This is a genomic window from Denitrovibrio acetiphilus DSM 12809 (assembly GCF_000025725.1).
GTDB classification, from domain to species: domain Bacteria; phylum Chrysiogenota; class Deferribacteres; order Deferribacterales; family Geovibrionaceae; genus Denitrovibrio; species Denitrovibrio acetiphilus.
The window spans coordinates 395,378-411,093 of the sequence record NC_013943.1 but is presented as its reverse complement, the minus strand read 5'-3'; the positions used below and the strand labels follow the sequence as shown (position 1 = coordinate 411,093).

The window sequence follows — 15,716 nt, the reverse complement described above, 5'->3', positions numbered from 1 at the left end:
CTTTATCCTTCAAGCTTTTCACTTTTGAGAGGTCTGCCCATCAGGGATGTAACCGAATCGTACGGCTTCTTGCCCAGATAGAGTATTTCAAAAACCTCATTTATTATAGGTACATCTACATTTAGCTTTTCTGCAAGCTTTTTAGCAGCCATTGTAGTATAAACACCTTCTGCGACCATCTTCATGCTCCCGGTAATCTCTTCCATAGACATCCCTTCGGCTATCTTAAGCCCCACAGTCCGGTTTCTGGAGAGGTCTCCTGTGCAGGTGAGAACAAGGTCTCCCATACCTGAAAGCCCCATCAGTGTTTCAGGTTTACCCCCCAGAGCAGTACCAAGGCGTGCCATCTCGGCAAGCCCTCTTGTTATGAGTCCTGCACGGGCATTCGGACCAAACCCCAGCCCGTCAGATATTCCTGTTGCAATGGCAAGAACATTTTTAATAGCTCCACCGACCTCTACTCCCGGAATATCATCTGTATAGTAAGCACGGAAATAATCCGTAGATAGCTTCTCCTGCCACCAGATAGCACACTCCTCCTTTTCAGAAGCGATGCTCACCGCTGTGGGTTTTTTTGCTACAACTTCTTTTGCAAATGACGGACCGGAAAGAATAGAAAATTCTGCATCAAAACAGCTTTTAAGAACATGGACAATCAGATCTCCTGTTTCGATTTCTATACCTTTAGTTGCTATAAGCAGTTTCTTACCACTCAGCACATCCTTATGCTGCACGGCAACTTTTCTGGAAAATTGTGTCGGAACAACCCAGATTATCCTGTCAGTATCTACATCTTTCAATTCGTCAAAGTGCTTAGCTTTTATCTTCTCATTCAATAGCGTATCAGGCATGAACAAAGTATTTATGCCTTTTTCGTTAATATCTCTGACCAGCTCATCCTCGAATGCATATATATCAACATTAAAACCGTTGCTTGCAGCAAGCTCCGCCAACGCTGTTCCCCAGTTACCGGCTCCTATCACAGCCATTTTATCTTGCATGAATCACCCCGCAATGATATCTTGTTATTTGAAGGTACGCAAAAAAATTGTAGGTGATTTTATGCTTCAAATCAATCCATATGACATAGATATGCTTAAAAATATAAACGAGAAGAGAGCTTGGGAGATAATTTCAGTCTTTCTGGAGCATAATCCTGACATGTGTATATGCAAAAGCTGCATACTTGATCTGATGGCTATCACACTCAACTCGCTCCCGCCATGTTACCATAGCGAGGAACATAATATAAGTGCTGCCCGCAACAAAGTTTCTGATGAAGAGATCTACAGAAAAATGAAAGAAGCTTCTATAATTGTCAAATCGCGTCCAAGACACGATTAACCTGCGTTAGACTATAGCGATAAAGTTATAGTGCTTTACAATATCGTTACATGCTGTTGTGCTGATCAAAAGCAACAGTAAATCCGTGAAAATTGCCGTACTGTCAGAATAACAGCAATTTATATCTAATTATCTTTACTAGTTAAGAACCTTCTTTATCTGGCAATTTCTTTTTTTTAGTAATAATATGTCACATGGATCAGTTATTCAGAAAATATCAGAACTATGTCGTAGACATGCTGATTATATTTTTTACTATTGTTGTTTTCCCGGGACTTCTCATTTCTCTTTCCCGTATTCCCGCCATAGGCATAAGACCTGAAATGTTTGTACATATATTTCTAACAGGTCTTGTGTTACTGCTTGCCTTATACAGAAGAAAAATACCATTCAAGCTCAAAGCCGTGATCGCAGTTACAGGATTCATGTTTATAGGCTATTCAGGTTTTTTCTCCATAGGATTGAGCAGCTCCGGCAGACTTGACATAGTAATTAGCATAGCACTTGCCACTATGCTTTTCGGGTTTAAAACTGGTCTGGTTCTGGCTATCGTAAACACTTTTCTAGTGTCTATAGTAGCCTACCTTCAGGTTGGCGGATATCTTCTACACAACATTGACTTCAATATTTACAATTACGCCGCCAGATCATGGTTTGCCGCTATATATAATTTTGTGGCTATGGGTGTCGTCGTTGTTTTGCTTTCGGGATTTATAGATCATTTACTCCGCCAAAACCTTAGAAAACTAGCTGAAAAACAGAAACAGCTTCGCAGAGAAGTTACACAAAGAAAGCTTGCTGAGGAGCAATATAAAGAACTTTCCGAAACTGACCCGCTTACCAAGTTATATAACAGACGTTATTTTTTCAATAAAGCAGACGTGGAATTTGCCAGAAGCAAAAGATACGGAAGCCCCCTCAGCCTTATTATCGCAGACGCCGATTACTTTAAAAATATAAATGATAATTTTGGTCACCAAACAGGCGATAAGGTTCTCATAAAAACAGCAAATATACTTAATGCCAAGCTGCGCCCGTCAGACATTGCCTGTAGATTTGGCGGTGAAGAATTTTGCATACTTCTTCCTGAAACAAATATTATCGAAGCACAAAATGTTGCTGAAAGGTTCCGGTCTGAAATTAGCTCCGCAAGGTTTGATAATAAAGAAGTACACCTAACCTGCTCGTTCGGAATTGCTCAGTTTAAAGAAACTGACGAGGAGCTAAGTCACATGGTCTCCAGAGCTGACGAAGCATTATACAAAGCAAAAAAAAGCGGCCGCAATACGATAATCTCTGCTGGATAGCAAACCCTGTCAGATTGAACTATAGCCTGCGCCCCTGAATTATCCTGACGAGTATGCTAACAAGTGCGATCACCAGCAGTATATGTATAAAGCCACCTATGGTATGTGCAGAAACAATCCCGAGAAGCCAAAGTATTATGAGCACAACGCTGATTGTATAAAGCATAATATCCTCCAATATGATTATTATGTACAAATTAACTGATTCCAACTTGTTTTATCCTGTTAACTTATATTTATAATGTAGGAGGTTAGAATATAATGTCAAATTCCAGTTAGAAATAGATATGAAAACGTAAGCTTCCCCACTGAGTAGACATTCCAAATTTAGAGTTTTTCTGGCAAACTATAAAAGCTAGGAGGCTCATTTTGAAGAAATCACGATTCACCGAAACACAGATCATTTCAATTCTTAACGAAGCGGATGCCGGAATGCTGGTAAAAGATATTTGCCTTAAGCATGGCATATCTGACGCAACATATTACAACTGGAAGTCCAAATACGGAGGCATGACAGCATCCGATCTTAAAAAGATGAAAGACATGGAGCAGGAGCTTTCCCAGCTTAAAAAGATGTATGCTGACCTCGCTTTAGAGAATAAAACGATGAAGGATTTAATAGAAAACATGTCATGATCAGACATGTTTCTGCACCGAACTTGTTATAAAAAAAGCTCTAAGGCCGCAGGAAAGGCGTGATGCTGTTGCTTTTCTGGTTAACGAGCATAGTCTTTCTGTTTCACAGAGCTGCCGTTGTGCAGGTCTCTCAAGGTCGGCCTACTATAAGCCTGTTGTTGTTAATACAGACGATATACTTGTGATAAATGCGCTGAATGAGCTTGTAAAGAAACACCCTCGCTGGGGATTCTGGAAGCTTTTTAAGGTGCTTAGAAAGAAGTATCAGTGGAACCATAAACGAGTCCATAGGGTTTACTGCCAGATGAAGCTTAACCAGAAGCGCAGGGCAAAGAAAAGACTGCCTAAAAGGGAGAATAACCCGCTGTTTGTCCCAGAGCTGCCTAATCAGGTTTGGTCAGCCGACTTTGTCAGTGACAGCCTGTATTGTGGTAAGAGGTTTAGGACGTTCAATGTTATAGATGATTGCAACAGAGAGGCTGTGCACATTGAGATTGATACCTCTCTTACAAGCAGGAGGCTTATAAGCGTATTTGAGAAGATCAGACTTGAGAGAGGATTACCTGAAGTACTTAGATGCGATAATGGTCCAGAGTTTCTCGGAGCAGAGTTCGTGTCTTGGGCTGAGGACGCTGGAATGGAGATTATGTATATCCAGCCTGGCAAACCGAACCAGAATGCTTACATAGAGAGATTTAACAGAACTTATCGTAATGAGGTACTTGACCTGTATTTGTTTGATAATTTGGAAGAGGTAAGGGAAGTTACATACTGGTGGATGATCGAGTATAACGAGGAGCGTCCGCACGATGCTCTTGACGGTATGACACCGATGGAATATATGATGAAAAAGCAGAAAACTCTAGTTTAGAACTGTACTCCTAAAGGGGAAGCTTACGAAAATAGACTGTTTCTATAGTGAATTGAGCTCAGCACGCGCCTTGACTTTTTTGTAGTCCTTTATAAGCCTTAACGCCTGCTTAGTAATTTTGTATTTCCGCAGGGGATATACAGCATTTTCCAAAGCATACTTCAAAGTCAGTTTCCTGGCTCCGAGTCCATCAACTATAACGAGTTTGTACTCATCAGCGTTTATTTTTTGCAGTAATATGTTTAGCAGCACTGCATCAACAAATAAGAGTTGGTTAACAGATAGGTATTTATTTAAATCACTTATAAGCTTCCTTTCTAATTCTGTCGGAAGCACACTAGCCAAAACGGCATCGTAAAATGAACATACTGGAGTACCATCATAATTCTGTACTCTGTCAACTACGAGACCTTCCCCCATAGAAGTACTCACCCAACCATAACATCTTGTAATATGGGATAAGTCATTAATGCGGTCTTCAATAATTTTGCTATAAAAAAAATCAATAAGGTTTTGATTTTTTATATTTACTGTGGATTCCGCAAACTTAGCAACTTTGATTACCTTACTCTCATCATGAGGATGCACATAACACATACGCTGGTGTCCAGATGCCAAAAAGTAGTTTTGTCCTAATTGAAGTATGTTCATTTCACCTTGCAATTTAATACACTAAACATAGCATTTTTACCACAGTGAATGCACAGTTAAGGATAATTTAATAAAAAGCTTAATGGTGTAGATTATTTACAATACCTAATATAATTAAAATCAAGTTAAGGAGTACTAAAATCAGCCTTTTGTACTCAAATTAAACACAGTCAACGTACAAAGATTCAATTTTAAGTAGGTTTCAATGTACTAAATATACTAATACTGTGAGCTGATTTAATGACTTGCACAGCAGATTATACCGCCGAAAGGCTCATTCATCCACGCATAACTGCGTGGTGTTCTGTCTTCAACTGCATAAAAAAAGGCGACCCGAAGATCGCCTTAATATATTATTAGTCTACAAACTCTATGATCGCCATCGGAGCCATATCGCCCTGACGAAAACCAGTTTTTACAATTCTTGTATATCCGCCGGGACGCTCACTGAACTTAGGAGCAATCTCGTCGAAAAGTTTGTGAACAACCGCCTTATTAGGGAGCTTTTGCATAGCGCGTCTGCGTGCTGCAAGGTCACCCCTCTTTCCAAGAGTCACGAGGGGCTCAACGAACATACGAAGTGCCTTCGCTCTTGTAACGGTTGTTTCAATACGGCCGTTTTCCAACAGAGAAGTGGCAAGGTTACGAACCATAGCCTTTCTGTGTGCTGGTTTTCTGCCGAGTTTGAATCCGCTTACTTTATGGCGCATCTATTCTTCCTCCGATTCCATGCTGTTATTATACCCTATGGCCTCAAGATCCATACCGAGTGAAAGTCCAAGTTCCTGAAGAACTTTCTTAATCTCTTCAAGTGACTTTCTACCAAAGTTTTTGGTCTTAAGCATCTCAGCATCAGTTTTCATGCAGAGTTCTGCAAGAGTTTTGATGTTGGCATTTTTCAGACAGTTATAGGCGCGAACAGAGAGCTCAAGTTCTTCTATGCTCTTATCGAGCAGATCAAGAAGCTGATCATTCTGATTTTCTTCCTCATCCTGTTTGACTTCAACCACAGGTTCATCAAAATTGATGAAAAGGTTCATCTGATCTTTAATAATCTTAGCTGCGAAACCTATCGCGTCCTCAGGGTTGATGGAACCGTCGGTTTCAACTTCCAGAGTGAGCCTGTCATAGTCAGTAGACTGACCGACACGCGCGTTATCCACATGGTAGTTCACCTTTTTAATAGGTGTGAATACTGCATCAACGGAAAGCATATCGATTTCGTCGTAATCCTTCTCCAGCTCTTCAGCAGGTACATATCCTATTCCCCTCTGAACAACGAATTCCATGTTGAGTTCTTTGTTCGGGTCAGTGATAGTGCATATATGCTGATCTGGTGTCAGTATCTCAACCATAGTGTCGCCAGTAATATCACCGGCTGTCACGGGTCCCTCACCTGTTTTCTTAATATACACACGTCTTGTTTCATGTGTATGCAGCTTAAGGTCCAGCATCTTAATGTTCATAAGGATATCAACGACATCTTCATAAACACCTTCAAGTGTAGCAAACTCGTTACTTACACCATCTATCTTAACGCCTACTACAGCAGTCCCTTCAATAGTAGCAAGGAGAACTCTGCGTAGTGCGTTTCCGATAGTGATTCCGAAACCTTTCTCGTAAGGCTCCGCAACATATTCGCCGTATCTGTCAGTGACTTCGCCCACGGCTTCTATTTTTCTGGGCTTTATGATTTCATGAAAGTTCATGATGACCATTATCTTAACCTCCGTGTAAAACTTACTTAGAGTAAAGTTCCACGATCAGGTGTTCCTGAATGTCATAACCAATGTCATCTCTTTCAGGCAATCTGTTTACAACAGCCTTAAAGTTAGATTTCTCCAGAGCGAGCCAGTCAGAAACACCGCGTCCTTCGGCAGTGTCCAGACAGTCTTTAAATCTGGAAACATTTTGGCTCTTTTCACGAACCTCTATAACCATGCCAGGCTTGACAAGAAAACTAGGGATGTCAACCTTTTTGCCGTCTATAAGAAAGTGGCTGTGTTTAACCATTTGTCTTGCTTCTTTGCGGCTTCCCGCAAATCCTGCTCTGTAGACAATGTTATCAAGTCTTCTTTCAAGAAGCTGAAGAAGGTTTTCACCAGTGATGCCATCCATTCTGGTTGCTTTGTCAAAATAACGTCTGAATTGTTTTTCCAGTACGCCATATAGCCTTTTAACCTTTTGTTTCTCACGCAGCTGGGTACCAAAGTCGCTAATTTTTTTGCGACCCTGTCCGTGCTGACCGGGAGGATAAGGTTTTTTCTCAAATCCGCATTTATCTTTGTAGCAGCGCTCTCCTTTAAGGAAAAGCTTCATGCCCTCTCTACGGCAGAGTTTACATACTGCTCCTGTATACCTAGCCAACTTGGACCTCCGTTACACTCTTCTCTTCTTTCTGGGTCTACAACCATTATGAGGAACAGGTGTTACGTCCCTTATAACAGTTATCTTTAGCCCAGCAGCGGCAATAGCACGAATAGCGCTCTCGCGACCGGCACCTGGACCTTTCACGTTCACTTCTACTTCACGCATACCGTTGTCCACAGCTTTTTTAGCTGCCTGCTCTGCTGCAATCTGCGCAGCGAAGGGGGTGGATTTACGTGAGTTTTTGAAGCCCACTCCGCCGCCGGCTGCCCATGTAACAGCGTTGCCGTTTACATCGGTGAATGTAACGATGGTATTATTGAAAGTTGACCTGATATGGGCAACACCCTTCGGTACGTTCTTTTTCTCTCTTTTCTTAGAGCTTTTTTTAGCCATTTTAGCAATCTACCCCTTACTTTTTCTTGATACCGCGCTTACCGGCAAGACCACGTCTTGTCCTTGCGTTACTTCTGGTCTTCTGACCTCTGCAAGGAAGATGCATCTTATGTCTGGAGCCACGATAACAGTTGATTTCCATAAGCCTTTTAATGTTAAGCGCTGTTTCCTTACGGAGGTCGCCCTCAACAGTGAGGTTGTCTTCGATAAATTTTCTAATAGCAGAGATATCCTGCTCAGAAAGATCACCAATTCTCTTGGAGAGGTCAACGTTGATATCAGCAAGAATCAATCTTGCTGTAGCACGACCTACACCATAGATGTTTGTAAGGCCAACCTCGACTTTTTTGTTGTTCTGGATGTCTACACCAGCTATTCTTGCCACAAAAAGCCTCCTTTAACCTTGTCTCTGCTTATGTCTGGGATTTTCGCAGATAATTCTGACGATCCCCTTACGTTTTATGATTTTGCATTTGCTGCAAATAGGCTTTACACTAGCCCTGACTTTCATTGTTCCACCCCGTCATTTCTTGTGTCGGTAGGTTATTCTACCACGGGAAAGGTCATAGGGAGAAAGCTCCACAGTAACCTTGTCCCCAGGGAGTATCCTGATAAAGTGCATTCTCATCTTTCCGGATAAGTGCGACAGTATCACGTGCTTGTTTTCAAGCTCTACCTTAAACATCGCATTGGGAAGTGATTCTAACACTGTCCCTATGGTCTCGATTACGTCTTCTTTTTTTCCCATATACCTTTACAACGTTAATATTTCCGGTTCGTTCGGTGTGATGGCTATAGTATTTTCGTAATGTGCCGCTAAGCTGCTGTCTTCTGTAACAGCAGTCCAGCCGTCGTTGAGGGTTCTAACACTATAATGCCCTGCGGTAACCATTGGTTCCACAGCGAGCACCATCCCTGCACGCAGCCGCAAACCTCTGTTTGCTCTCCCATAATGGGGGATTGATGGTTCTTCGTGCAGTTCTCTACCGATTCCGTGACCGAAAAAGTCTCTTACTACGCCATAGCCATGCTTTTCGACATAAACCTGAATCTCGTGTGAGATGTCAGTAAGCCGACCACCGGCTACAGCTTTTTTTATACCTTCAAAGAATGACTCTTTTGTCACTCTAATCAGTCTCTCTGATTCCTCAGATATATCCCCAACAGGATAAGTGCGAGCTGCATCCCCGTGGAAGCCGTTAATGTAGGCCCCTACGTCAACGCTCACAATATCACCGCTATTTAACTTTCTTTCTCCGGGTATTCCATGAACAACTACTTCATTAACAGATGTGCACGCAGCGGCCGGAAAGCCATGATAGCCCTTGAAGGACGGCACAGCATCCCGAGAGTTTATAATATTCTCTACAAATTTGTCAACATCTAATGTTGTCATTCCCGGTTTGATGAAATCTTCTAGCTTTTCAAGTACTTCACGCACGATGCCACAGGCAACGCGCATTTTTTCAAGTTCTGCTTTAGACTTGATAACTACCATCAGCCAAGTATTTCCTTGATTTTGGCATAAACATTTTCAGGCGCGTCATCACCGTTGAGTTCAGCGAATTTTCCTGTTTTGCCGTAATAATCTTTTAAAAGTGCAGTTGTCTCGTGATAAACACCGAGTCTTTTACGGATAGTTTCCTCGCGGTCATCATCCCTGTGAACAAGTGTTTCGCTGTCATTATCACAAATCCCACCCTCTTTTGAAGGATTAAATTTTATGTGATATGTTGCGCCGCATTTAGGACACACACGTCTTCCGGTGTTTCTTTTCACTACAACTTCATCATCAACTTCAAGGCTGATGATATGTGTAATAGATGTCTTCAGCTCATTTTCAAGCATAGAGTCAAGAGCTTCTGCCTGTGCTGTTGTTCTTGGAAAGCCATCAAGGATAAACCCGTTTTTACAGTCATCAGACTCAAATCGCTCTTTCATCATGTTAATGATCAGAGTGTCAGGAACAAGCTGCCCGCCATCCATATAAACCTTAGCCTCTTTCCCGAGGGATGTGCCAGCTTTTACAGCAGCACGTAAGAGATCACCGGTGGATATCTGAACAACTTTATAATCATCAATAATTCTCGCAGACTGAGTACCTTTACCAGCCCCCGGAGGGCCCAGGAAGATAAGGTTAATCATATCATGCTCCTCCCTTGTATACGGCCTTTTTTGAGAAAGCCGTCATAATTATGTGTTACAAGGTGCGCCTCGATTTTCGATATTACATCCATCCCAACGCCGATAACGATGAGTATAGATGTGCCTCCGAAGTAAAAAGGCACATTAAAGCCCCTTATGATTAACTGCGGCAGGATAGCCACAGCACCGAGGTACAGTGCACCTACGAATGTTAATCTTGAAAGAGTGAAGTCTATAAACTTAGCAGTTTCAACACCCGGTCTTTTACCAGGAATAACCCCGCCGGACTTGTTAATGTTTTCAGCAATGTCATCCGGGTTAAAAATGATAGAGGTGTAAAAGTATGTAAAGAAGATGATGAATCCGAGTGTCACAGCGTAATATACCCATGAGCTCGGAGACAGAAAAAAGCTGATCTTCTGAACAAGAAGATTTTCGCTGAATGACGCAAGTGTGCTTGGGAAAGCAAGGATGGACATAGCGAAAATGATCGGGATTACACCCGCCGGGTTTAACTTAAGGGGGAGGTAGGAAGTGGCAACATTGCCTTTCCCACCGCCGCCTTTTCTAACGTATTGTATTGGTAGCCTTCTGCTGGATGTCTCCATGAAGACTATGGCCGCAGTAACAGCGAGTATTATGGCGAGCACGGCTATAATTGTTATCAGCTGCACTTCACCAGTCTGAACCAGCGTAAGAGTCCTGCTCACCGCTGATGGAAATCCTGCGATAATACCCGCAAAAATGATTACAGATATACCGTTACCGAGACCTTTTTCAGAGATTTTCTCACCAAGCCACATAAGAAATACAGTACCAGTTGTAAGAGTGATAGCAGTAACTATCCTGAAACCCGTACCGGGAAACATTACAACAGGTGAACCACCGGGAGATGTCATCCCCTCCAGTCCGATTGCGATACCCATCCCCTGAACAAGGGATATGGCAACTGTACCGTATCTTGTATATCTTGTGATCTTATCACGCCCTTCCTGACCGCGCTTTTTAAGTTCTGCAAGATGCGGAACAGCAACAGTCATCAGCTCAAGTATAATAGCAGCTGAGATGTAGGGCATGATACCCAGACCAAACACAGTCAGTTTCGAAAGTGCACCACCGGTAAACATGTCGAAAAATCCGAGCAGGTTGCCTGATTGTTGTGCAAAAAACTGGCTAAGTGCTTCGCCATCGATACCGGGAGTGGGAACGTGAGCACCAATTCTGTATACAAACAGAAAAAACAGAGTCCACAGTATTCTTCTTCTAAGTTCCGGTATAGAGAATATCTCTTCAACTTTTTTAAACATTAATTACCCCAGTATGACTACTTCGCAGCCAGCTTTTTCACATTTTTCCTGAGCAGAACCAGACATCTTGTTGATCTCAAATTTAAGCTTTTTAGTAAGCTCACCTTCTGCGAGAATTTTAATGCCGTTTTTGTTGCCTGCAACAAGGTTTTTCTCTTTCAGAGTTTCAAGGTTAACAACCTCTCCGTCTGTATATTTGGCTTCGATAGAGTCAAGGTTTACAATTTCGTAAACAGTGGCAAATCTTGCGTTATTAAAACCTCTTTTAGGAAGTCTTCTATTAAGAGGCATCTGGCCGCCTTCGAATCCGGGTCTAACACCGCCGCCAGATCTTGCTTTCTGACCTTTAGTACCTTTACCGGAAGTTGTACCAAGACCGCTACCGCTGCCTCGACCAACTCTTTTTCTCTTCTTATTGGCGCCTACTGCCGGTTTCAGATCATGAAGTTCCATTTATATAACCTCTTACCTGATAATTTCCTGGATAGTTTTGCCTCTAGCTTCGGCAACATCTTCCAGTGTTCTTATTTTTTTAAATCCGTCCATAACAGCGTAAAGGGAGTTATAGGCGTTTCTACTTCTTGTAGACTTGCAAAGTATGTTCTGAACACCAGCAAGCTCAAAGAGTGAACGTGTTACGCCTCCGGAGATGATACCAGTACCAGGTGCCGCCGGTTTCATCACGATTTCAGAAGAAACGAATTCTCCGATGATTTCATGAGGAATAGTACCGTTAACAACAGGAACCGCAACCATGCTCTTTTTAGCGTTTTCGAGGGCTTTTTTAATAGCGTCAGGCACTTCACGTGCTTTACCGTATCCGATCCCAACGGAACCGTTCATATCACCCACTACAACAAGAGCAGTGAATTTAAAGATCCTACCACCCTTTACAACTTTTGTTACTCTTCCGATATTGACAACTTTGTCAACTATCTGGTTATCGTCTTTATTAAAGTTCAAAGTCATCCTCCTTAGAACTCAAGACCGGCTTCACGGGCAGCTTCAGCGAGAGCTTTGATTCTGCCATGATAAAGGAAACCGCCTCTGTCAAAAATAACAGATTTGATACCTTTTTCGGAAGCTCTTTTAGCCACTTCAGCACCTACTGCCTTTGCGGACTCAAGATTCACACGGCTCTTGAACTTTTCCTTCAGCTCCTTTTCGAGTGAGCTGGCTGTAACAAGTGTAGTGCCGTTTACATCATCTATGACCTGAACATATATATAGCTGTTGCTTTTAAAAACAGCGAGTCTAGGTCTTTCTGTTGTGCCTTTTATCTTCTTTCTTGTGCGGACATGCCTTCTGACTCTGGCAGTCGCTCTTGATACCTTAGCCACTTTCAACACTCCTTATTTTTTACCGGTCTTACCGGCTTTTCTCAAGACGTATTCGCCGAGATACCTAACACCTTTGCCTTTATATGGCTCTGGAGGTCTCAGCTCACGTATGTTTGCCGCAATCTGACCTACAAGCTGCTTGTCGATTCCTTTAACAGTTATCTTTGTCTGAGAATCAGCGACAAGTTCAATACCTGCGGGCGGAACAAACTCTACCGGGTGAGAGAAACCAAGTGCGAAGTCAAGGTTTTTGCCCTTCTGAGCAACTTTATAACCTACACCTATTATTTCAAGTTTCTTTTCGTACCCTGTAGTTACGCCAACTATCATGTTGTTGATAAGTGTCCTTGTAAGACCATGCACAGACCTGGAAAGCTTTGATTCATCCGCTCTTGTTACATTAACAACAGCGCCGTCGATGTTAACAACGGCCTTGTAGTGGATGTCTTGCTCAAGCTTGCCTTTTGGTCCTTCCACGTGGAGTTTAGCGCCTTTAAGGTCGACTTTAACTCCGGCTGGGATATCTATCGGTAATTTACCAATTCTGGACATTACAAACTCTCCGTTACCAAATCTGGCAGATGTATTCTCCGCCAACTTTTTCAGTTATGCACTGCTTGACGGTTTTGATGCCGCGTGATGTTGAAACAACACCATTACCAAGTCCGCCAAGAACAGGTTTAAGGTTCTTTGTGTTCACATACACTCTCTGACCAGGTTTTGAAACCCTTTTCATACCACGAATTACAGATTCGCCGTGATCATTGTACTTAAGGTGTATAATTATATTTTTACGATTGCCATCGTTAGCTACACGGAAGTCTCTTACATAGCCCTCTTCTGAGAAAAGAACTGCCATAGCCTCCTTCATCTTTGAATGAGGTACTACTACTTCCTGGTGACGCACCATCAGTGCGTTACGCATTCTTGCGAGCATATCAGCAATAGGATCTGTCATTCCCATGACTTAGTCTCCTTATATATTACCAGCTGGATTTTCTCACGCCTGGGATCTCTCCCTCGAGCGCGAACTTCCTAAAACAAAGTCTGCACATATTGAATCTGCGCATAAAAGCCCTGGGTCTTCCGCATATAGGACAGCGGTTATCTTCCCTTACCTTGTATTTCTTCTTAAGAAATGCACTGTGATATTTAGCTTTTGTGGCCAATTTATGCCTCCTGAGTTGCAAAAGGCATACCGAGTTCTCTAAGGAGCTCTCTAGCCTCTTCGTCTGTATTGGCAGTTGTGGTTATAATGATGTCGAAACCACGGACCTTATCGATCTTATCGTAGTCTATCTCTGGAAAAACGATCTGCTCTTTGAGCCCCATTGCGTAGTTTCCACGTCCATCAAAAGACTTAGGGTTTACACCCTGAAAGTCTCTAACCCTAGCAAGTCCGATCCTAGTCAGCCTGTAGAGGAATTCATAAGCTCTTTCGCCGCGAAGTGTAACTTTGCATCCGATAGGCATTCCTTCTCTCAGTTTGAATGTAGCGATTGACTTTTTAGCTCTGCATACGACAGGTTTCTGTCCTGCAATGAGCTCCATGTCTCTGATTGCACCCTCTATAACTTTAGAGTTTGTAACCGCTTCGCCGACACCCATATTGAGTACGACCTTTGTGACTTTAGGAACCTGCATGACGTTCTTGTAGCCGAACTTTTCTGTAAGTTTCGGTACTACCTCTTCTTTATAGATTCTTCTGAGTTCCGCCATTAGTTATTCTCCGTTAGTCCTTATCGATTATCTCGCCGCAAGATCTGCAGAACCTAACTTTCTTGCCGGACTCAAGTACCTTAATACCAAGCTTTACGCCTTTACTGCATTTACTACAGTAGTACGCAACGTTAGAGATATTAAGAGGCATTGGTTTATCCATAATGCCGCCATCCGGGTTGAACTGATTAGGTTTCATGTGTTTCTTGGACACATTTACATTCTCACAGATAACCTTACCGTCTGCTTTGTCAAGCTTAACGACTTTTGACTTAGTTCCCTTATCTTTACCAGTGGTAACGATAACAGGGTCATCTGTTTTAAGTTTAAGTTTTACGTTCACTTATGCACCCTCTTACAGTACTTCAGGAGCCATGGAAACGATTTTGAGAAATCCTTTCCCACGAAGCTCTCTGGCAACCGGCCCGAAAACACGGGTTGCGATTGGCTCAAGTGTTGTTTTGTTCAGAAGAACACAAGCGTTGTCATCAAACTTTATGTAAGTGCCGTCATTTCTACGCTGCTCTTTGGCAGTACGTACAACAACACCTTTAACAACAGTACCTTTTTTAATGTTACTGTCAGGAGCTGCCACTTTCACAGTAGCGACAATGATATCACCGATTCTGCCGTAACGCATCTTAGAACCACCGAGTACTTTAATCACAAGCACTTCTTTAGCTCCGGAGTTGTCGGCAACTCTCAGTCTGGATTCTACCTGTATCATGTTATGTTACCCCTCGTTTGCAACTTCAACGGAACGCTCGATGATTTTAGTCACTCTCCAGTGTTTATCTTTGGAAAGCGGACGTGTTTCAACGATCTCCACTGTGTCGCCCATTCTGCAATCATTGTTCTCATCGTGGGCTTTGAAGTTTTTACTTCTCTTGATGAACTTCTGATACCTTGGATGGAGTTTCAGGTTTTGAACTTTGACAACAACGGTTTTATCCATTTTGTCGCTGACAACCACCCCTTTTCTTACCTTTCTGTTGTTCCTGGCTTCCATTATTTTTCCTCGATAGCACGCTCGTTAAGTATGGTCTTAATGCGAGCTATGTCTTTTTTAGCCTTCTTGATCTGGGAACTGTCTTCGATGTCCCCAGTAGCAAGCTTGAACTTCATTCTGAAGATATTTTCTCTGAGCTCAGTCTCTTTCTCAACCAGCTCAGCATCTTTCATTGCTTTCAGTTCGGATGCTTTCATTCTGCAGCCTCCGCTATATCGTCTCTTTTAACGAATTTGCATTTGATAGGCAGTTTATGAGCTGCTCTTCTGAATGCTTCGCGAGCCTGCTCTTCTGTAACGCCGCCTACTTCATAGAGGATTGTACCCTCTTTAACAGGAGCTACATAGAATTCCACAGCACCTTTACCTTTACCTTGTCTAACCTCAAGAGGTTTGGAAGTAACAGGTTTGTGTGGGAAAATACGGATAACGACTTTACCACCCCTTTTGAGGTATCTGTTAATCGCAATCCTTGCCGCTTCAATCTGGCGACTTGTGAGCTTCCCTTTGCCTGCAGCAGAAATACCGTAGTCGCCGAAAGCCACATAGTTACCTTTGCTGGCTTTGCCTTTGATCCGGCCTTTGTACTGCTTTCTGTATTTAAGTCTCTTTGGAATAAGCATGT

At 42.6% G+C, this 15,716-nt stretch carries 27 protein-coding genes and 1 pseudogene; 3 read left to right on the top strand and 25 right to left on the bottom strand.

Going from position 1 to position 15,716, the window contains the following annotated elements; translation table 11 throughout:
• Window positions 1-2: 2 nt before the first annotated feature.
• On the bottom strand, window positions 3-1,001 hold the full coding sequence (locus tag DACET_RS02040) for an NAD(P)H-dependent glycerol-3-phosphate dehydrogenase (protein WP_013009749.1): 999 nt from the start codon (window positions 999-1,001) through the stop codon (window positions 3-5).
• Between the two features lie 61 nt (window positions 1,002-1,062).
• Here DACET_RS02040 and DACET_RS02035 point away from each other — a divergent pair, with 61 nt between their 5' ends.
• Both DACET_RS02035 and DACET_RS15300 read left to right on the top strand, forming a co-directional pair.
• Complete coding sequence (locus DACET_RS02035; RefSeq protein ID WP_013009748.1) at window positions 1,063-1,344, top strand: late competence development ComFB family protein; 282 nt, start codon at window positions 1,063-1,065, stop codon at window positions 1,342-1,344.
• A gap of 194 nt (window positions 1,345-1,538) precedes the next feature.
• Window positions 1,539-2,651 carry a GGDEF domain-containing protein gene (locus tag DACET_RS15300; protein WP_013009747.1) on the top strand — a complete coding sequence of 371 codons (1,113 nt, stop codon included), beginning with the start codon at window positions 1,539-1,541 and terminating at the stop codon, window positions 2,649-2,651.
• 19 nt (window positions 2,652-2,670) lie between these two features.
• Here DACET_RS15300 and DACET_RS16095 read toward each other — a convergent pair whose 3' ends face one another.
• Window positions 2,671-2,817 (bottom strand): lmo0937 family membrane protein, encoded by a 147-nt coding sequence (locus tag DACET_RS16095; RefSeq protein ID WP_013009746.1) that lies wholly within the window; start codon window positions 2,815-2,817, stop codon window positions 2,671-2,673.
• A 203-nt stretch (window positions 2,818-3,020) separates the two neighbouring features.
• On the opposite strand from DACET_RS16095, the pseudogene DACET_RS15895 reads away from it, so the two are divergent.
• A pseudogene (locus tag DACET_RS15895) lies at window positions 3,021-4,158 on the top strand (IS3 family transposase).
• 42 nt (window positions 4,159-4,200) lie between these two features.
• Here the strand turns inward: DACET_RS15895 and DACET_RS02015 are convergent.
• The 23 genes from DACET_RS02015 to rplP form a co-directional block, all read right to left on the bottom strand.
• Complete coding sequence (locus DACET_RS02015; RefSeq protein WP_013009745.1) at window positions 4,201-4,809, bottom strand: YrbL family protein; 609 nt, start codon at window positions 4,807-4,809, stop codon at window positions 4,201-4,203.
• Window positions 4,810-5,165: 356 nt separating this feature from the next.
• Window positions 5,166-5,519, bottom strand: a complete 354-nt coding sequence (gene rplQ, locus DACET_RS02010) for a 50S ribosomal protein L17 (protein ID WP_013009744.1) — start codon at window positions 5,517-5,519, stop codon at window positions 5,166-5,168.
• A complete protein-coding gene (locus DACET_RS02005; protein ID WP_013009743.1) occupies window positions 5,520-6,527 on the bottom strand; it encodes a DNA-directed RNA polymerase subunit alpha in 1,008 nt (335 codons plus the stop codon).
• Window positions 6,528-6,549: 22 nt separating this feature from the next.
• Window positions 6,550-7,176 carry a 30S ribosomal protein S4 gene (gene rpsD / locus DACET_RS02000; protein ID WP_013009742.1) on the bottom strand — a complete coding sequence of 209 codons (627 nt, stop codon included), beginning with the start codon at window positions 7,174-7,176 and terminating at the stop codon, window positions 6,550-6,552.
• A 12-nt stretch (window positions 7,177-7,188) separates the two neighbouring features.
• On the bottom strand, window positions 7,189-7,572 hold the full coding sequence (gene rpsK / locus DACET_RS01995; protein ID WP_013009741.1) for a 30S ribosomal protein S11: 384 nt from the start codon (window positions 7,570-7,572) through the stop codon (window positions 7,189-7,191).
• A gap of 16 nt (window positions 7,573-7,588) precedes the next feature.
• A complete protein-coding gene (rpsM, locus tag DACET_RS01990; RefSeq protein ID WP_013009740.1) occupies window positions 7,589-7,957 on the bottom strand; it encodes a 30S ribosomal protein S13 in 369 nt (122 codons plus the stop codon).
• A gap of 12 nt (window positions 7,958-7,969) precedes the next feature.
• Window positions 7,970-8,083, bottom strand: a complete 114-nt coding sequence (gene rpmJ, locus DACET_RS15890; protein WP_013009739.1) for a 50S ribosomal protein L36 — start codon at window positions 8,081-8,083, stop codon at window positions 7,970-7,972.
• A gap of 12 nt (window positions 8,084-8,095) precedes the next feature.
• Entirely contained in the window at window positions 8,096-8,320 is a 225-nt protein-coding gene (infA, locus tag DACET_RS01985; RefSeq protein ID WP_013009738.1) for a translation initiation factor IF-1, read from the bottom strand.
• 6 nt (window positions 8,321-8,326) lie between these two features.
• Entirely contained in the window at window positions 8,327-9,070 is a 744-nt protein-coding gene (gene map, locus DACET_RS01980; protein WP_013009737.1) for a type I methionyl aminopeptidase, read from the bottom strand.
• On the bottom strand, window positions 9,070-9,717 hold the full coding sequence (locus tag DACET_RS01975) for an adenylate kinase (protein ID WP_013009736.1): 648 nt from the start codon (window positions 9,715-9,717) through the stop codon (window positions 9,070-9,072). Before DACET_RS01975 ends, map begins: the two co-directional genes overlap by 1 nt.
• On the bottom strand, window positions 9,714-11,024 hold the full coding sequence (gene secY, locus DACET_RS01970; protein WP_013009735.1) for a preprotein translocase subunit SecY: 1,311 nt from the start codon (window positions 11,022-11,024) through the stop codon (window positions 9,714-9,716). The genes DACET_RS01975 and secY overlap by 4 nt, the downstream gene beginning before the upstream one ends.
• A gap of 3 nt (window positions 11,025-11,027) precedes the next feature.
• A complete protein-coding gene (gene rplO, locus DACET_RS01965; protein WP_013009734.1) occupies window positions 11,028-11,477 on the bottom strand; it encodes a 50S ribosomal protein L15 in 450 nt (149 codons plus the stop codon).
• Between the two features lie 12 nt (window positions 11,478-11,489).
• Window positions 11,490-11,993 carry a 30S ribosomal protein S5 gene (gene rpsE, locus DACET_RS01960; protein WP_041229802.1) on the bottom strand — a complete coding sequence of 168 codons (504 nt, stop codon included), beginning with the start codon at window positions 11,991-11,993 and terminating at the stop codon, window positions 11,490-11,492.
• Window positions 11,994-11,998: 5 nt separating this feature from the next.
• A complete protein-coding gene (rplR, locus tag DACET_RS01955; RefSeq protein WP_013009732.1) occupies window positions 11,999-12,364 on the bottom strand; it encodes a 50S ribosomal protein L18 in 366 nt (121 codons plus the stop codon).
• A 12-nt stretch (window positions 12,365-12,376) separates the two neighbouring features.
• Window positions 12,377-12,916, bottom strand: a complete 540-nt coding sequence (rplF, locus tag DACET_RS01950) for a 50S ribosomal protein L6 (protein ID WP_013009731.1) — start codon at window positions 12,914-12,916, stop codon at window positions 12,377-12,379.
• Between the two features lie 13 nt (window positions 12,917-12,929).
• Window positions 12,930-13,328 (bottom strand): 30S ribosomal protein S8, encoded by a 399-nt coding sequence (gene rpsH / locus DACET_RS01945; protein WP_013009730.1) that lies wholly within the window; start codon window positions 13,326-13,328, stop codon window positions 12,930-12,932.
• A gap of 19 nt (window positions 13,329-13,347) precedes the next feature.
• Window positions 13,348-13,533 carry a type Z 30S ribosomal protein S14 gene (locus tag DACET_RS01940; RefSeq protein ID WP_013009729.1) on the bottom strand — a complete coding sequence of 62 codons (186 nt, stop codon included), beginning with the start codon at window positions 13,531-13,533 and terminating at the stop codon, window positions 13,348-13,350.
• Window position 13,534: 1 nt separating this feature from the next.
• The gene (rplE, locus tag DACET_RS01935; protein WP_013009728.1) at window positions 13,535-14,083 is read right to left on the bottom strand and encodes a 50S ribosomal protein L5; all 549 of its coding nucleotides are present in this window, start codon (window positions 14,081-14,083) and stop codon (window positions 13,535-13,537) included.
• Between the two features lie 13 nt (window positions 14,084-14,096).
• The gene (rplX, locus tag DACET_RS01930; RefSeq protein ID WP_013009727.1) at window positions 14,097-14,426 is read right to left on the bottom strand and encodes a 50S ribosomal protein L24; all 330 of its coding nucleotides are present in this window, start codon (window positions 14,424-14,426) and stop codon (window positions 14,097-14,099) included.
• Between the two features lie 12 nt (window positions 14,427-14,438).
• Window positions 14,439-14,810 carry a 50S ribosomal protein L14 gene (gene rplN, locus DACET_RS01925; RefSeq protein ID WP_013009726.1) on the bottom strand — a complete coding sequence of 124 codons (372 nt, stop codon included), beginning with the start codon at window positions 14,808-14,810 and terminating at the stop codon, window positions 14,439-14,441.
• A 6-nt stretch (window positions 14,811-14,816) separates the two neighbouring features.
• Complete coding sequence (gene rpsQ, locus DACET_RS01920; RefSeq protein WP_013009725.1) at window positions 14,817-15,092, bottom strand: 30S ribosomal protein S17; 276 nt, start codon at window positions 15,090-15,092, stop codon at window positions 14,817-14,819.
• A complete protein-coding gene (rpmC, locus tag DACET_RS01915; protein WP_013009724.1) occupies window positions 15,092-15,289 on the bottom strand; it encodes a 50S ribosomal protein L29 in 198 nt (65 codons plus the stop codon). The genes rpsQ and rpmC overlap by 1 nt, the downstream gene beginning before the upstream one ends.
• Window positions 15,286-15,714, bottom strand: coding sequence for a 50S ribosomal protein L16 (rplP, locus tag DACET_RS01910; protein ID WP_013009723.1), 429 nt, complete (start codon window positions 15,712-15,714; stop codon window positions 15,286-15,288). Before rplP ends, rpmC begins: the two co-directional genes overlap by 4 nt.
• Window positions 15,715-15,716: the final 2 nt, after the last annotated feature.